The organism is Nocardiopsis oceani (assembly GCF_054777395.1).
In genome coordinates this window covers 1-16,094 of sequence record NZ_BAAHAR010000063.1, presented here as the reverse complement: position 1 = coordinate 16,094, position 16,094 = coordinate 1, and the positions used below count along the sequence as shown (strand labels likewise).

General features: G+C 70.2%; 16 protein-coding genes. 10 read left to right on the top strand and 6 right to left on the bottom strand.

The genetic code is table 11. The features are described 5' to 3' along the window. Positions 1-87: 87 nt before the first annotated feature. Positions 88-1,050 (bottom strand): asparaginase, encoded by a 963-nt coding sequence (locus ACYVDG_RS29430; protein WP_460761755.1) that lies wholly within the window; start codon positions 1,048-1,050, stop codon positions 88-90. Positions 1,051-1,242: 192 nt separating this feature from the next. Here ACYVDG_RS29430 and ACYVDG_RS29425 point away from each other — a divergent pair, with 192 nt between their 5' ends. After that, positions 1,243-2,166, top strand: a complete 924-nt coding sequence (locus ACYVDG_RS29425; protein ID WP_460761748.1) for a 3'-5' exonuclease — start codon at positions 1,243-1,245, stop codon at positions 2,164-2,166. A gap of 36 nt (positions 2,167-2,202) precedes the next feature. Here the strand turns inward: ACYVDG_RS29425 and ACYVDG_RS29420 are convergent, their stop codons facing one another. The 3 genes from ACYVDG_RS29420 to ACYVDG_RS29410 all read right to left on the bottom strand — a co-directional run bounded on the left by ACYVDG_RS29420 (position 2,203) and on the right by ACYVDG_RS29410 (position 4,062). After that, the gene (locus tag ACYVDG_RS29420; RefSeq protein WP_460761743.1) at positions 2,203-2,457 is read right to left on the bottom strand and encodes a hypothetical protein; all 255 of its coding nucleotides are present in this window, start codon (positions 2,455-2,457) and stop codon (positions 2,203-2,205) included. Between the two features lie 151 nt (positions 2,458-2,608). After that, positions 2,609-3,268, bottom strand: a complete 660-nt coding sequence (locus ACYVDG_RS29415) for a TetR/AcrR family transcriptional regulator (protein WP_460761739.1) — start codon at positions 3,266-3,268, stop codon at positions 2,609-2,611. Positions 3,269-3,384: 116 nt separating this feature from the next. Continuing rightward, positions 3,385-4,062 carry a biliverdin-producing heme oxygenase gene (locus ACYVDG_RS29410; protein ID WP_460761736.1) on the bottom strand — a complete coding sequence of 226 codons (678 nt, stop codon included), beginning with the start codon at positions 4,060-4,062 and terminating at the stop codon, positions 3,385-3,387. Positions 4,063-4,508: 446 nt separating this feature from the next. On the opposite strand from ACYVDG_RS29410, the gene ACYVDG_RS29405 reads away from it, so the two are divergent. The 6 genes from ACYVDG_RS29405 (at position 4,509) to ACYVDG_RS29380 (ending at position 10,889) form a co-directional block, all read left to right on the top strand. Next, the gene (locus tag ACYVDG_RS29405; protein WP_460761731.1) at positions 4,509-5,768 is read left to right on the top strand and encodes a PP2C family protein-serine/threonine phosphatase; all 1,260 of its coding nucleotides are present in this window, start codon (positions 4,509-4,511) and stop codon (positions 5,766-5,768) included. A gap of 26 nt (positions 5,769-5,794) precedes the next feature. Then, positions 5,795-7,768, top strand: a complete 1,974-nt coding sequence (locus tag ACYVDG_RS29400) for a sensor histidine kinase (RefSeq protein WP_460761725.1) — start codon at positions 5,795-5,797, stop codon at positions 7,766-7,768. Positions 7,769-7,776: 8 nt separating this feature from the next. After that, positions 7,777-8,211: a response regulator gene (locus ACYVDG_RS29395; protein WP_460761798.1), complete on the top strand. Its 435-nt coding sequence runs from the start codon at positions 7,777-7,779 to the stop codon at positions 8,209-8,211. Between the two features lie 108 nt (positions 8,212-8,319). After that, the gene (locus ACYVDG_RS29390; RefSeq protein WP_460761720.1) at positions 8,320-8,847 is read left to right on the top strand and encodes a low molecular weight protein-tyrosine-phosphatase; all 528 of its coding nucleotides are present in this window, start codon (positions 8,320-8,322) and stop codon (positions 8,845-8,847) included. Between the two features lie 4 nt (positions 8,848-8,851). Then, the gene (locus ACYVDG_RS29385; protein WP_460761715.1) at positions 8,852-9,784 is read left to right on the top strand and encodes a fructosamine kinase family protein; all 933 of its coding nucleotides are present in this window, start codon (positions 8,852-8,854) and stop codon (positions 9,782-9,784) included. A gap of 46 nt (positions 9,785-9,830) precedes the next feature. Continuing rightward, positions 9,831-10,889: a Gfo/Idh/MocA family oxidoreductase gene (locus ACYVDG_RS29380; RefSeq protein WP_460761712.1), complete on the top strand. Its 1,059-nt coding sequence runs from the start codon at positions 9,831-9,833 to the stop codon at positions 10,887-10,889. A 386-nt stretch (positions 10,890-11,275) separates the two neighbouring features. On the opposite strand, the gene ACYVDG_RS29375 is transcribed toward ACYVDG_RS29380, so the two are convergent. Then, on the bottom strand, positions 11,276-12,106 hold the full coding sequence (locus tag ACYVDG_RS29375; RefSeq protein ID WP_460761708.1) for a Rossmann-fold NAD(P)-binding domain-containing protein: 831 nt from the start codon (positions 12,104-12,106) through the stop codon (positions 11,276-11,278). Next, entirely contained in the window at positions 12,103-12,534 is a 432-nt protein-coding gene (locus ACYVDG_RS29370; protein ID WP_460761705.1) for a nuclear transport factor 2 family protein, read from the bottom strand. The genes ACYVDG_RS29375 and ACYVDG_RS29370 overlap by 4 nt, the downstream gene beginning before the upstream one ends. 126 nt (positions 12,535-12,660) lie before the next feature. On the opposite strand from ACYVDG_RS29370, the gene ACYVDG_RS29365 reads away from it, so the two are divergent. The 3 genes from ACYVDG_RS29365 to ACYVDG_RS29355 all read left to right on the top strand — a co-directional run bounded on the left by ACYVDG_RS29365 (position 12,661) and on the right by ACYVDG_RS29355 (position 16,011). Further along, the gene (locus ACYVDG_RS29365) at positions 12,661-13,515 is read left to right on the top strand and encodes a helix-turn-helix transcriptional regulator (RefSeq protein ID WP_460761703.1); all 855 of its coding nucleotides are present in this window, start codon (positions 12,661-12,663) and stop codon (positions 13,513-13,515) included. Between the two features lie 126 nt (positions 13,516-13,641). After that, complete coding sequence (locus ACYVDG_RS29360; RefSeq protein ID WP_460761700.1) at positions 13,642-15,000, top strand: four-carbon acid sugar kinase family protein; 1,359 nt, start codon at positions 13,642-13,644, stop codon at positions 14,998-15,000. Between the two features lie 747 nt (positions 15,001-15,747). Further along, positions 15,748-16,011 (top strand): transposase domain-containing protein, encoded by a 264-nt coding sequence (locus ACYVDG_RS29355; RefSeq protein WP_460761697.1) that lies wholly within the window; start codon positions 15,748-15,750, stop codon positions 16,009-16,011. Positions 16,012-16,094: the final 83 nt, after the last annotated feature.

The following is a 16,094-nucleotide window of genomic DNA, read 5'->3' as shown; positions in this document are numbered from 1 at the left end:
CTCTTCGACTGCGCACTCTGGCTTGTTCGCACACTGGCTCAGGGGGCTGCTGGGGCCCGCTGCGGGCGGCGGGCGGAGGCCCAAACTCTAAACAGCGCGGACCTCGCCGACGGGTCGGCCGCCGCCCAGCACATCGGTGGTCAGGTACTCGCTGACCGGGGCGACGTCCACGCCGAGGGCTTGGAGGGCGGTGAGGGCCACGAGGACCCGCGAGCGCGTCTCGGCGTCCCCGTCGCTGATCTTGACGGCGACGGTTTCGCCCGTGGGCGCGTTCAGGACCAGGACGCCGTCCGCACCGATTTTGGAAACCAGGCCGGGTAGGCGGGTCATCAGCACGGTGTCGATGCGGTCGGTGCCCGAGACGTACTCGGGGTGGGCGCTCATCGCGTCGATGACGGTCCGCTCGGGGCTGCCCTCGGGGGACTGGCGCATCCGCCGCAGCCCTTCGGCCAGGCCGACCAGGCTGACGGCGAGCTGGGGCGCACCGCAGCCGTCGACGGCGGTGTGCGCCACCCGCTCGCCGCACACGTCCTCAATGGTCTCGCGCACGAGCACCTGGAGGGGGTGTTCGGGGTCGAGGTAGTCGTCGGTGCTCCACCCCCGGGCAGCGCACGTGGCGAGCATGCCCGCGTGTTTGCCGGAGCAGTTCATGAGCAGGCGCTCCGGGGAGCGCCCGGCGGAGAGGAAGGCCTTGCGGGCTGCGGGGCCGCCCGGGATGTCGGTCGGGCACTGGAGGTCGTCAGCGGTGAGGTCCGCGCCGGACAGGATGCTCTCTGCCTCGGCCGCGTGGAAGTCCTCGCCCCCGTGGCTGCCCGAGGCGATCGCCAGGGAGGTGCCCTTCAGCGGGGCTCCTGCGCGCAGCATGGCCAGCGCTTGGAAGGGCTTGGCGGAGGAGCGGGGGAACATGGCGTCGTGGACGGGCCCGCGCGCGTAGGAGATCGTGCCGTCGGCGGACAGCCCGACGACCGCTCCGTAGTGCACGCTCTCACGCATCCCGGAGCGGATGACCTCCGCGAGGGGGACGTAGCTGGGAAGCGGGGCCTGGGTCATGGGGCATCTCCTCGCCGTTGAGGCCGTTGTACTCGCCCGCTGACTGCGGGCACGGGTCAAAACGTACACACACCGTGCGTTCTTCCCGTCGGTAGGTATGTGGTCCGACGTTGTCGGACACGGGCAGTAAGGTCGTTGCCGGTGGTGACAGCTGCCCGGAGACCGGGCGGAACACAGGGAGTGGGACGAACCATGGGAACGCTGCGGAAGGGCGCACTGACCCGCAGAAGGGTCGGCACGCGGGCGGCGGACCTGGAGTACGCGGTCATCGACGTCGAGACGACCGGTCTGGTACCGGAAGACGGCGCGCGGCTGGTCGAGATCGCCGTGGTGCGCGTGCGCGGCGACGGGAAGGTCGTGGCGGAGTTCAGCACCCTGGTGGACCCCCGGGCGCCCATCAGCGGCCAGGAGTTCCACGGTATCTCCGAGGGCGACGTCATCGGCGCCCCGCGCGTGGCGCAGGTCGTTCCCGCGGTCGCCCGGCTGATCTCCGGCGCGGTGGTGGTCGGCCACAACCTGGACTTCGAGGAGCGCTTCCTCGCCTCCGAGCTGGTGGCGGCGGGCCTGCCCAAGGGCCAGTCGGGGCTGTGCACTCTGAGGGCGCTGCGCTCCCAGCTCGACCTCCACCGGTACTCGCTGCCGCGCGCCTCCCACCTGCTCAGCGGGGAGTGGCCGACCGGCCAGCACACCGCCCTGGGCGACGCGCGCGCATGCGCCAAGCTGTTGGTGGAGATGATCGCGAACGCGCCCGGCGAGCTGCGCTACTCGGGGCCGCCGCCGCGCTTCCTCCAAGGCGACGTGCCGGAGGGCGAGCCGGTGCGCTGGAAACCGCGCACGGCACCGGGCCCCGGCGGGTTGGCCAACCTGAGCAGCTGGAACGCGCGCTGGCGGGCTACCGAGCTCGACGCGGTGCTGTGCGGGGGTGCCTTCGACGCCACGGACCGGGCGGTCGCGGAGATCACCGCGCACCGCAACTCCCAGCTGCGGGAGCGGGTAGCCACGGTCGCCGCGGTCACCGGCGGCATCGCGGTCACGGCCGTGGGCAGCCTGTTGCTGCGCAGGGCGGGTGGGCGCGGCCGGGCCGTCGGCCCCCGGCGCCGTTGGTCCCGGAGGTGAACGGCCCTCGGCGCGGTGGGCTTCCGGAGCTGCCGGTCAGAGCCCGGACAGGCTGAGGAAGAACGCCACGATCAGCGCACTCCCGCCCACGGCGGTGAACACGGCGCGGCCCTGCTCGGTGAGCCGGGCGGACACCAAGCGCAGCCGCGGCGGTGCGCCGGTGCGCTGTGCGGTGGCGACCCCTCCGCCCGATCGTGGTTCGTTCGGGGTTCCGGGGACGAAGCGGGGCACCTTGTTGAACATGGCGAGCGACACCAGGGCGGCGCCGACGGCGATCATGATGAGGGACACGTAGAGGAGGGCCTAACGGGGCTCGGTCACGGTCGGGTGGACTTAGGGGGCGGGCAGAGCCGGTCGTTCCCTTGCCCCCTGCGTTCATGCGGATCTCCGGTGACCGTTCCCGGTCAGGTCCGGTTAGGGCCGGACCCTTATCTCCGGGGGTTCAGGAGTCGCTACCCTGGGTGGTGTCGCCGTCGGGTTTGGGGAGAATGGTGTCTACGGTTTCGGGCACCACCCCGAGTGCGCGGAGCACGAACCGGGTGACCAGGTCGTGGGTGTCGTTGAGGTCGATGTCACCGTTCACGAGCGGCAGCCGCTGGGACCCCACCATGGACAGGGTGAGCCCCGCGACGCGTTCGGCGGGCAGCGGGTCGAACTCCCCGGCCCCGGTCCCCTCTTCCAGGATCTCGGTGAGCAGGCGCTGCATGGGGGCCACGTGCGCGGCCAGGGCCTGGTAGGCGTCCGGGCCCAGGCTGGCGCCCAGCTCGGCGGCGGGCGGGTGCGGATGCGCGACGATGCCCTCCAGCTGGAGGCGTACGAAGGCTGACAGTCGCCGGGCCGCTGACACCCCCGAGGGGAGTTCGCGCTTGTACCGCTCGACGAACTCGCTGTTGACCTGCTCGGTGAAGGCCAGGAGCAGCGCGGGTTTGTCCGGGAAGTAGTTGTAGAGCGCGGTTCGGGTGATGCCCGCGGCGTTGGCCACGTCGGTCATGGAGACCCGGTCGATCCCCTGTGACCTGATCAGCTCGTCGACGGCGTCCATGATGCGGTCCCGTGTGCGGGCACGGTGAGCGGCGATGGTCGGAGCCGTGATCTTGGGCATGACTCCTATGGTGGCACGCCAAGGAGGCCCGAACGGCACGCTGGACCGCCAGGGCCTGGGGCGCGTCCCGGCTTCGGGGAGGGCCGGGTTGGGCCGGGGGGAGAGTCGGGTTCGGCTCAGATGTGCCGCCTGCCGAGGTCGGCCAGGACCTCGGTGTTGAGCTGGTAGGCGAGGCGGGTCTCGCGGACGAGGAAGCCGGCGGTCCCCTCGTCGAGCCGGAGCGAGTCAAGGCGCTCGCGGTACCCGGAGCGGAACTTCGGCAGGCTGCCCAGGGCGCCGAAGTCGTAGAAGGCCACACCCGCGCCGTCGGGGAGGTCGTAGGCCTTGGCGACGATCCGGCGGATGAACTGGCCGCCGGAGACGTCCCCCATGTAGCGGGTGTAGTGGTGGGCGACGAACCCGGCCGGCTGGTCGGCCATCTGCTCGATGCGTGCCACATAGGTCTTGGTGGGGAGGCTGGGGGAGATCCGGTCGCGCCACTCGGGGCCGAGCAGGTGTTCCAGGTCGGCCTCCAGCGCGGGCACGCGCTCGAGCTCGGGCTGGAGGAAGCGGCCCGCGGCGGGGTCGTCGGCGAGTGCGCGGCCGACGCGCTCCAGTGCCACGTAGGCGAAGTAGTGCTGCGCGACCATCGCGGTGTATCCGGCGAGGGGGAGCTCGCCGTCGAGGAGGGCCTCGGTGAATCCGTGGTGCTCGGCGGCCTCGTGGTCACCCCAGGTGGCGGCCTTGAGCCGTTCGGAGAACAGCTGGGGGGCTGTGGGTTCCGCAGTCGTGACGGCTTCGGCCGTGGCGCTCATCGGCTCTCTCCACCTTCCGTTCGCCGGGCTTTATGACATCATGTCATTTAGGTGGCCGGTGCTGTCAAGGTGGATACGACACACTGTCATTTAAAAAGGGATAAAAGGCCCATTCGGAGTGCCCTGCGTCACAGGTTGCGCGTGCCCCCGCACGCGCACGCGCATGCTCTGACCACGTGTGCAACCGCCTGCCGCGCCGAGAGCACCGACCGGGCCGGGCTTTCCGACGCGCGCGCCAATAGGCGGTTCCAGCCCCGGCGTTGGATGTGTCTCGTCTTGACTGCTGGTCAACTGGTCGTCAGGGCGTTTATCGTTTGGTTGTCGTGCGGTCCGAAACGCCGGGAGGAGTCGAGGCGGCCGCCTCAGACCCCGGCATGACAGCGCGCCCCACGGACCCACGGACCTTGAGGCGATGAGTGGATACCAGGAGAACAGGGCACGATCCCGTGACGGTGATCGGTGACGGAGCGGCCCGAGCCGCTGACGGTGCTGCCACATCCGGCAGCGCCGCCCTGGGTGACGACACCGTCCTGGACGACCGGGTGGAGGCAACCGTCGAATCAGTTGATGTCCTGCTGATCGAAGACGACCCCGGCGACGCCTTCCTCGCCGAGGAACTCCTTGCGGACACCGCACTTGCCACGCGCATCACTTGGGTGTCGACCCTCAAAGCGGCCCGGGAACACCTCTCCGACTTCCGCGGTTGCGTGCTGCTCGACCTCAACCTCCCCGACGGGCACGGCCTCGACCTCCTGCGCGAGGTCCTCGGTACCGCGCCCTCCGCCGCAGTCGTGGTCTTCACCGGCCTCGACGACGAACACGAAGGCATCGCCGCGGTCGCCGCCGGCGCCCAGGACTACCTGGTCAAGGGCCAGGTGGACGGCTCCCTCCTCGCCCGCAGCCTGCGCTACTCCCTGGAGCGGCGCCGCGCCGACGAGAACGCCCGCCAGCTGCGCGAGGCGCGCATGAGGGCCCGCGAGAACATGCGCTTGGAGCGCGGCCTGCTGCCTCAGGTCCTGCTCGCGCGCTCACCCCTCAGCCACCGCGCCTACTACCGCCCGGGCCGCAAGCGCGCCCTGGTCGGCGGCGATTTCTACGACGCGGTCGAGAAGGACGGCACCACGCACGTCATCATCGGCGACGTCAGCGGGCACGGCCCCGACGAGGCCGCTCTCGGGGTCAGCCTGCGCATCGCCTGGCGCACCCTCGTCATGAGCGGTGTCCCCGAGGAGCGGGTCCTGCCCAATCTGGAGGAGCTCCTGGTCAGCGAACGCGCGCAGGAGGAGATGTACGCGACGCTGTGCATGGCCAGCCTCGACACCGGGAGCGACCGGGCCCGTGTGCGCGTCCTCGGCCACCCGCCGCCCATGATCGTCTCCGGCGGCACCGCCGAGGAGATCCAGGCCGTCCCTCAGCCGCCCCTGGGCGTCTTCCCGGTCGATCAACACGAGTCGACCGAGATCGTGCTGCCCAAAGGCACGAGCATGCTCTTCTACACCGACGGTCTGGTCGACGCCTACGACGGCGGACCGCCCGCGCGGCTGGAGGTCGCGGGACTGCGCCGTATGGTCAACGGCACGCTCGCCCACGATGAGGCGCTGAACAACCTGCCCGAACACCTGGTGGACGAGGCGGAGCGCAGTAACGGAGGCCCGCTCCAGGACGACGTGGCGATGCTGCTCATCACCCACGGAGAGCCGGAGTGAGCCCCACCGGGGAGGAACACCGCACTATGGACACCGACTCCGACACCGCTTCCGAGCCCGGTGAGGGGTCGGCCCCGGGCCCCGGTGAGGGAGAAGGGGCCGCATCGTCCGTCGGCGGGGCCACGTTCGTCAACGGCGCCACGGGTCACCGCCTGCACTCCAACCGGCACTCCTGGAGTCTGCGGCGCCGGGTCACCAGCCTGCTGACCGTCGTCGCCGTCGTCCTGGTCGTGGCCGTCTCGGTCATCACCGTCGCCGCCTTCCAGGCCCGTGACTCCCTGGCCCTCCAAGTGGACTCCCTCACACCCGGGCTGAGCACCGTCGAGCAGACCCGCTCGGCCTACCTCAGCCAGGACCACGCCCTGCGCGGCTACATCCTCACCGGCGACCGCGAGTTCCTCCAGCCCTTCGTCGAGCAGCGCATGTCCCTCGCGGAGTACCGGGGGGAACTCACCACCCTCGCCGAGGAGAACGAGGACGTCGCGCCCAAGGTCGAGGAGTTGATCGAGGCCGGAGACGTGTGGAACGAGGAGTTCGCAGAGCCGATCCTCGAGGAGGTCCGCGTTGGGGAGAGCCCGAGCCAGGAGGACCTCCAGCGCGGCCGCGTGCTCTTCTTGGAGCTCAACCGGGCCGCCGACGCCACCACCAACCACCTCGAGAGCGAGATCCAGGAGGCCCAGAGCGGGCTCACCCTGGCCACACAGCAGGTCGTGGCACTCCTGGTACTGGTCGGCCTCGTGGTGGTGTTCCTGTCGGTCTTCCTCTGGGTGATGCTCCAGCAGTGGGTGCTGCGCCCGCTGGAGGACCTGGCCGGTCACATGCGCCAGGTCTCCGAGGGCTACTACGCCCACCGGATCTCGCTACACGGACCACCGGAGATCGTCCAGCTGGGCCAGGACGTGGACGCCATGCGCGAGCGCATCGTGCAGGACCTGGACGAAGTGGCCTCCGCGCGCCGCAAGCTCCAGGAACAGTCCACCCTCCTGGAACACCAGACCGAGGAGCTGCGCCGTTCCAACCTCGAACTGGAGCAGTTCGCCTACGTCGCCTCGCACGACCTCCAGGAGCCCCTGCGCAAGGTCGCGAGCTTCTGCCAGCTCCTCCAGCGCCGCTACCAAGGACAGCTGGACGAGCGCGCGGACTCCTACATCGATTTCGCGGTCGAGGGCGCCAAGCGCATGCAGACCCTCATCAACGACCTGCTGGCCTTCTCCCGGGTGGGACGCACCAAGAACTTCGCTCCGGTCGACCTGAACGTGGCCTTGGACGATTCCCTGAGCAGCCTGGAGAGGCGTCTGGAGGAGGCGGGCGCCGAAGTCACCGGCGACGACCTGCCCACCGTCCAGGGCGACCGCACCCTGCTCACGCAGGTGTTCTTCAACCTGGTGGGCAACGCCGTCAAGTTCCGCGGCGAGGAGGCACCCAAGGTCAACATCAGCTTGGCGCGCCAGGGCGACGAGTGGGTCTTCTGCTGTGCGGACAACGGGATCGGTATCGAACCGCAGTACGCCGAGCGGATCTTCGTCATCTTCCAGCGCCTGCACACCCGGGAAAAGTACACCGGGACCGGCATCGGCCTTGCCATGTGCAAGAAGATCATCGAGTTCCACGGTGGCCGGATGTGGCTGGACACGGGGCCGGAGGGCGCTCAGGAGGCCGAAACCGCTGACGGGGCCGACTCAGGGCGGACCGGAACCCGCATATGCTGGACCCTGCCCGTCGACACTGAGGCGGAGGCGAGCGAATCGGTTGCCGTCGAGGAAGCGGAGGAAACCGGGACGGTCGCCGACGTCGAAAGTGAAGAGGGAACCGAGGCTGCCGAGTCCGCCCCCGCGGACGAGGCTCCGACGGCCACACGAGAATCCAGCGCCGTCGGGCCGGAGACCGGGGTCCCCCAAGGTCACGAACCCGAGGGGGACGAGCGTCCCCTGCCCGGTGGAACTGGCGGTACGGCTCCCCCCGATCGTGGGGCGGGCCCGTATAGGGGTCTGGAAGCTTGAGCGAGGTCATGTTGGTGCATCCCATTGAGGTGCTGTTGGTCGAGGACGATCCCGGTGACGTCCTGATGACCAAGGAGGCGTTCGAGGAACACAAGCTGGGCAACCGGCTGCACGTGGTCTCGGACGGCGTCGAAGCACTCCGCTTCCTGCGTCGGGAGGACGAGTTCGCCGAGGCTCCCCGCCCCCACCTGATCCTTCTGGACCTCAACCTGCCGCGCAAAGACGGCCGGGAGGTACTGGAGGAGGTCAAGAGCGACGACGACCTCGCGCACATCCCCGTCGTGGTCCTCACCACCTCGGAGGCCGAGGAGGACGTGCTGCGCAGCTACCGCCTGCACGCCAACGCCTATGTGCCCAAACCGGTGGACTTCGAACAGTTCATCCGGGTCGTGCGGCAGATCGACGACTTCTTCGTGACCGTGGTCCGCCTCCCCAAGAGCTGACCCCGGGCGAGGAACACGGGGCGGCCCGGGCCGATGTTTGGGGGACGGGGACCGCGCGCACCGCGCCGGATCGGGTGTGTGGCGAGGTTTTTCGTTACGGTTGGGGATATGAGCCTGCCGGAACCGCGTGACCCCACTGGCCCCTACCGCGTCAGCGTCGTGTGCTTGGGAAACATCTGCCGATCGCCCATGGCGGAGAAGGTGCTCGCCGCGGACCTCGAACGCGCCGGAATGAGCGATCTCGTCGAGGTCGACAGCTCCGGCACGGGCGACTGGCACGTGGGCGGTGCCATGGACCCCCGCGCCGCCTCCACACTGCGCGTACACGGGTACCTGACGAACCACACCGCCCGCCAATTCGACCCCGAGGACCTCGCCACCCGGGACCTGGTCCTGGTCATGGACCTGGACAACCTCGCCGACGTGCGCCGTTCCGCCGAGGAAGAGGGCCCAGCGCTCGGCTTCGACCCCTCCCGGCTACGGCTGTTCCGCTCCTTCGCACCCGCGAGCGGCCCCAACCCCGAGGTCCCTGACCCGTACTACGGGGGAGACGACGGGTTCACCGCCGTCCTGAACATGGTTGAGGCAGCCGCCAAGGGCCTCACCGGAGAACTCGTCACCCGGCTGCGGACCTGAGTACGTGGACGAGCCGATCGTGAGGTCCTGGAGACCCGGTGGCGGCGGGGAGGACCGGCCGCGCCGGGATCCGCTGACGGGCACACTCGCCGAACGCGTCTCCGCCCTGCTCGGCAGGGAGGTCCGGCGCGCGGCCCGGGCCGGGGACAGCCACGACTGGACGCTGTCCTACGCCGAGCTGGACGACGGCACCAGGCTGTTCGTCAAGTCGATGTCGCGGGGCGACGGGCTCACGGGCGTACTCACCGCGGAGGCACGAGGCCTGGAGTGGCTGGGCAGGTGCTTTGGATCGCCGGTGATCTCCCCGATGGCTTGGGACGACCACTTGCTGGTGCTGCCCTTGGTGGAGCAGCGCGAGCCCTCAACGGGCGCGGCCGAGCGGCTGGGCCGACAGCTCGCCGGGACCCACCTGACCGGGGCGGACACCTTCGGCGCGGACTGGCCCGGCTACATCGGGCCGCTGCCCTTGGACAACACCCCCGCCCGGGCCTGGCCGCGCTTCTACGCTGAGCAGCGCCTCCGCCCCTACCTGCGCAGAGCTCTCGACCAGGGTGCGCTGACGCCCGCCGACGCCCGGGCGATCGAAAAGGTGGTGGACGCGGTCGAGGACCTGGCCGGGGAGCCCGAACCGCCGGCCCGGATCCATGGGGACCTGTGGAGCGGCAACGTGCTCTGGCGCGACCGTGACGCAGTCCTCATCGACCCCGCCGCGCACGGCGGCCACCGTGAGGCGGACCTGGCGATGCTGGCGCTGTTCGGCCTGCCCTACCTGGACCGGGTGCGCGACGCCTACAACGAGGTGGCTCCGCTGTCGTCGGGCTGGCGCGGCCGGGTGGCCCTGCACCAACTGCACCCGCTGTTGGTGCACGTGTGCCTGTTCGGGGCCGCCTACCGGACCACCGCCCTGGAAGCCGCGCGGGTCGCTTTCCGAGGATGACCAGGTCGTGGACGCCGCCACGGTCAGGGCGCCGTACATTGGGGGCATGGTTGAACTGCACGTTGCCCTGATCGGTTACGGCAAGGGCGGCGAGGTGTTCCACGCTCCCCTCATCGACGCGGTGCCCGGGCTGCGTCTGTCCGCCGTGGTCACCCGCTCGCCCGAACGCCAGCAGGCCGCGCAGAAGCGCTACCCGGGGATCGCGGTGTACCCCACCGCCGCCGACCTGTGGGCCGACGCCGAACGCTACGAGATCGCGGTCGTGAGCACCCCCAACGACACCCACGCGCCGCTGGCCCGCGCCGCTATGGAGGCGGGGATGGCGGTGGTCGTGGACAAGCCCTTCGCGCTCACCGCGGGACAGGCCAGGGAGCTCACCGACCTCGCGGACAAGCTCGGGCACGTGCTCACCGTCTACCAGAACCGCCGCTGGGACGCGGACTTCCTCACCCTGTGGCAGATCATCGAGGAGGGCACCCTCGGCCGGGTGCACCGTTTCGAGTCGCGCTTCGAGCGGTGGCGCCCCCAACCCAAGGGGACCTGGCGCGAGAGCGGGGGAGCGGAGGTCGGCGCGGGCCTGCTGTACGACCTCGGCCCGCACCTCATCGACCAAGCGGTCAACCTGTTCGGCCCGGTCGCCTCCGTCTACGCGGAGGTCGACTCCCTGCGCGAGGGCGTGCACGCCGACGACGACGTCTTCCTCTCCCTGAACCACGCCCGCGGAACCCGGTCACACCTGTGGATGAGCGCGCTCAGCGCACAGAACGGCCCCCGGTTCCGCGTCCTTGGCGACAAGGCCGCCTTCACGGTCCGGGGCATGGACGGACAGGAGGCCAGGCTGGCGGCGGGTGAGCGCCCCGACACAGCCGACTGGGGCACGGTCCCGGAGAACGAATGGGGGGTCCTCACCGTCGACGGCGAGGCCGCACCCGTACCCAGTGTGCGCGGCGCCTACCCGGAGTTCTACGCGGGGGTGCGCGACGCGGTCGGCGAGGGAGAGCCGCTGCCGGTGGACCTGCACGAGGTGGTCCACGGGCTGGAAGTCATCGAAGCGGCCCAGCGCAGCGCCCGAACGAACACGGTCGTGGAGCTGCCCGGGCGCTGACCGGGTGTCGGCGGTGGTCTGAACAGGAACGAAGCGGCTGAGGGTCGGGTCTCCCGGGAAGGGAGGCCCGACCCTTCGGTGTGGGAGGGAGCGCTTCGACCATTGAGACCCAACTAGTTGGTTCTGTGCGGACCTACGCGGGGGCAAGGACCCAGCCGAATACGTGACGAACGTGAGTGAGGAGGATCCCGCGATTTCTCCGCCTCGCCCATCGGCCCGGTGCTTGCGCGCACCCGCTGGGCAAAGACGGACGTCGAGGGCAAGGAGAGGACGCTGCCGCGCCTCAAGGCGCTCGTTGAGGACGGATAGGTAAGACCAGGTAGGACGAGGGCTCGCCTCCGGATCCGCCGGAGGCGAGCCCTCGTCGGGTGGACCCGCCCGGTCCGTCACGTCGTGGCCCACTCCTGCGGGCGGGCACCTGCGAATTCGGCGAAGGTGCGGGGCGGGCGGCCGGTCAGGCGGTGGACCGTGTCCGTAACGCGGTCCACCCTGCCCCTGGCGATGTCGGTGTCCACCCGGACCAGGGCTGAGGCGAAGGACTCCGGCATGCCCGCGTCCAGGTTGCGCCGGACCAGCTCGGCCTCCGGGGTCGGCGTGTGGCGCACCGGCCGTCCGGTGACGCCGGCGATGATCGCCGCCGCCTCCGCGTACCCGAACGACTCCGGCCCGGTGAGCACGTGCTCACCGTCCACCGGACCCGGTGCCGACAGCACTTCCGCCGCGACGGCCGCGATGTCGGCGGCGTCGATCCATCCGAGCCGGCCTTCGCCGGTCGCCGAGCGGATCTCCCCGCGCTCTCGGATGCCCACCGCCACCGGGTGCGCACCGGTGAAGTTCTGCATGAACCCCGACGGCAGCAGCACCGACCACTCCGGGAACGACCGCACGGCGTCATTCAGCTCCGCGGCGCCCGGGGTACCGCGTAGTTCCGCCAGCGAGTCGAGCAGCACCACGCGCCGGACCCCGGCGGTCCGAGCGGCCGTCAGGAACGGTCCGGCCACCGGCATGGGGTCCAGGGCCAGCGGCGGCGGCACCAGGTACAGGGCCTCAGCCCCGGCTAGTGCCCGGGCGTACGTTCCCGGATCCGCCCAGTCGAAGCGCACGCCGTCGGGGCCGGGCCTGCGGCTGGCCACGCGCACGTCCTCGCCGCGGGCCCGCAGCGTCTCGGCGAGGGGGCGGCCGGTTTTGCCGGTGCCGCCGGTGATCAGGATCGTCATGCCTCCAGCCCCTTCCGCAACACTCCCAGGTCGCCGGCCGCGCGCGCCGTCTGTACGGGACTCCAGTAGTCGCGGTACTCGGTGATCGACCCGCCCCGCACCGTGATCACGGTGATGTAGTCCATCCGGTAGGGCGCGCCCGTACGCACCGTCCGGCCCTCGGAGCTGAACTCGACGATGGCGGTCTCCGGGTCCACGGTGCGGTGTACGCGCACCTCCGAGACACCGGTGAGGTCGTACACGTCGGGATATCCGGCCAGGTATTCGCGGACCGCCTCCCGCCCGCTCAGCCGGGTGGGCGCTCCGGCCTCGGCGAACGGGAACTCGGCCGTCCCGTCCGGGGCCCACAGCCCGGCGATGCCGTCCATGTCCTTGGCCTCCAGCAGCTCCAGCATCCGCCGGAACACCCCTTCGGCTGATCGGTCCATCTCCACCTCCGCTGTCCGGTCCGTCACCCGCAACACTGGCGGGGTACGCCGCGCGGGGGAACGGCCGCGTTGTCCCCGGACCAGCGGTCCGTGGCTCGCCGACCGTCCCTGTGGCAGGCTGAGAGCGTGGACAAGCGAGAACTCGGCGGATTCCTGCGCGCCCGCCGCGAGGCCCTGCGCCCGGCCGATGTCGGCCTTCCCGAGCTCGCGGGCGGGCGCGCGAGGCGCACACCGGGGCTGCGGCGCGAGGAGGTCGCCGATCTCGCCGGGGTTTCGGTGAACTACTACGAGCGGCTGGAGCAGGCCCGGGCGCCGCGCCCGTCACCGCAGGTGATCGACACGATCGGTCGGGCCCTAGAACTGTCAGAGGTGGAACGGGCGCACCTGTCCCGGCTCGCCGGGCACGCGCCGCCCGCACGATCCGGCCCGACGGAACAGGTCCCGCCTGGGGTGCTCACCCTGCTGGACCGGCTCGGCCCGGTCGCCGCTTACGCCTGCGATGCCCGCCACGACATTCTTGCCTGGAATGACCTGGCGGCATCGCTGGTCACGGACTTCGGCGCGCTGCCCCCGGCCGAGCGCAACGTGCTGCGGCTGGCGATGAGCCAGGGCGGAAGGGTGTGCTCGGAGCCCCAGGAATCGGCGGGCGGATTCGAGGCTCAGGCGGCGGCTCAGTCGCGCGAGGCGCTGACCCGTCGCCCGGATGACTCCGCGCTCCGGCAGCTGGTCGGGGAGTTCGCCGAACGGACACCCGGGTTCGCGGCGGAGTGGCGGCGGCACGACGTCCGGCCGCACGCGACGCTGCGCAAGCGTGTCGACCACGAAGAACTCGGTGTGCTCGACCTCGACTGCCAGACCCTCACCGTGCCGGGCACCGACCTGCGAATGACCATGCTCAGCGCGGAACCGGGCACCCTCACCCACGACAAGCTCACCCGCCTCCAGCTCCGCCTAGAAACCCCCGAGTCCTTGCGCCCGTAGTCCACCCGGCTTCCGGCCAGCGAACCGTGCTGACCGGCCCTGTGGACAACGCCCCGCCACCTCCAGCATGGGCCTATGTTGGATGGTGGTTCGTCCAGGGATTTCGCACACCGAAGGAGAAGCTCCGTGGCCCAGGTTCTCGTGGTCGCCGACGACCTCACCGGTGCCAACGCCACCGGAGCCCGGTTCGCCCGCACCGGCATGCGCGTGGCCACGGTGACCCCAGAACACGTCAGCAGGGTCTCCGGGGACTATGACGTGGTGGTCGCCAACCTGGACAGCCGCCACGTTCCCGGAGAACAGGCGGCCGACCTGGTCACCGACGTCATCGAAGCGGTCTGGCCGGTAGGCCTGGTCGTCAAGCGCACCGACACCACGCTGCGCGGAAACGTCGGCGCCGAGATCGAGGCCGCCTATGAGGCCGTCCGCGACCGGCTTCCCGTCGGCACCCGCGTCCGGGTGCTCTTCGCCCCGGCCTTCCCCGGCTCCGGACGGATCACCGAAGACGGCGTTCAGCTCCTCAACGGGATGCCGCTGGAACGCACCCAACTCGCGTTGGACCCGCTGTTCCCGATGACCACCAGCGTCGTCGCCGACATCCTCGCGACCCAGACCGACCTCGAAGTCCGGCACGTCCCCGTCCGCCAGGTCACCCAGGAGATGCTCACGGCCGAACTGCTCTCCGGGGACGAGCCGATCGTCGTCTGCGACGCCAGCAGCGAGCAGCACCTCACCGACATCGCCGAGGCCGCAGCTGCCGCGCACCACTCCGACGGCACCGTCTGGGTGGCCGTCGACCCGGGGCCCACGGGCGCCCTGCTCGCCTACGCCCTCCGCCTGCGCGGTCAGGCGGGATCCCGCGGTCCGCTGCTCGCGGTCGCGGGCAGCACCACCGACCTGACCCGCAGCCAGCTCGCCACCGTCGCCCGCACCGGCGCCGTGCGTTTCGTGGACGTCGACGCGACGGCGATCAGCGATGTGGACAGCGAGCACGCTGACGAGGTCGCCGAGGAGCTGACCGCGCAGCTGTCCTCGTCGGGCTTCCCGGAACTGTGCGCCCTGCGGGTGGTCAGCACCGCCGAGCAGGTCCGCGAACTGCCACCCCAGGCCAGGGCCGAGCTGCCGGGCAGGATCGCCGGCCTGGTGGCCGACGTGGTCAACGAGCTCGCCGACACGGTGGGTGCCCAGGCCCTGCCGAGCGGCCTGTACCTGACCGGCGGCGACCTGGTCGCCAGCCTGCTCGACGAGTTGGACGTGCACGCCTTCGACGTGGGCGGCGAGGTCGTCCCGCTCGCGGTCCACGGCCACCTCAGCGGCGGCCCCCTCGACGGAACCCCGGTGGTGGCCAAGGGTGGCCTAGTGGGCGACGACATCACGCTGGTGGAATGCCTGGCCAAACTGAGAAGGGCCGTACAGACCCGCCTGCACCAGGTCCACTCGGAAGTGTCGGAACACGTCATCCCCACCCTGGTCCGCGAAGACTGAACCGAACAGTCGAGCGCACGTATGGTTCGGCGAGGACTATTCTTTGGCCACATCACCGGTGGCGCCATCGACCACATGTGCGAGGAAAAGAATGTCGCCGGACGTTCGCCTGCCTCGGAGCGAAGTGCACGGGACCGGTCGGGTCAGAAAACCCATACCGCATGCCGTTGTGCAGCACTTCGGTCCCTACGGCCAGGATAGCCATCAAGGCCAGTTGGCAAGAGTGGTGGGTGCGGACGGGAAGTGGGCCTCTTTTCCGCCGGGAGTCACATCATCCGAGCTAATTGGTCTCGGTTAGGGGCCGATGTGCGCCGAGTATTCTACCGCGGTGAGAAGGCCTTCGATGTCCTTCCTGGAAGGCCGGTTCACGTCCACATCAAGGTCGAATCCTCCGGTGGCCGAGAGCGTTGGAGGCTGCTCCAAGGGTGAGGGCAGGGGATGTCCCGGAGCGGTGCCCTGGTGTTGGTTGGGGTTCCCTTGTTGGCTTGGGGTTGCCTACTCTGGGTTGGGGTTCCCTTGTTGGCTTGGGGTGCCTGCTCTGGTGGGGGTTGCCTTGTTGGTCTGGGGTGTCCTCCTTTCCCGCCGCCCGATTGTGGCCGTCTCCGCTACGCGCCTCAAGGTCGTCGCCATCGAGCGCTTCGCGCGTCAACGGCGCTCCACCTTGACCCAATGCCGCTAAGTTTGTTTGTTTGTGCTGATCAGCGGAGTGTGTTGGGAAGTGCTGTCTGAGCCGCTATCGTGCTCTTCATGCCCACCCCCGATGCGCCTGCCCAGGGCCGATTGACCGACCACCTCGACCTGGGAGTGCTGGCCGCCTGCTACCCCCGCGATCAGATCGAGGACGTGCTGGCCCAGACCGGCACCACCGAGCTACGCAGCCGTAAACTGCCCGCCCACGTGGTGGTGCGCCACACCATCGCCTGGGGGCTCAACGCCACCCAGGGCACCGACGCCGTGATGCGTGATCTGAATCGCCCCGGGTTGGTTAGAGACTCATGTTCTGTGCTGTGACCTGCGGTTCCAGGATGTTGTGAAGGTAGTAGTTGGCTTCATACTCCTCGGGTGGAACGTGACCGAGCTCACCGTGGAGCCGG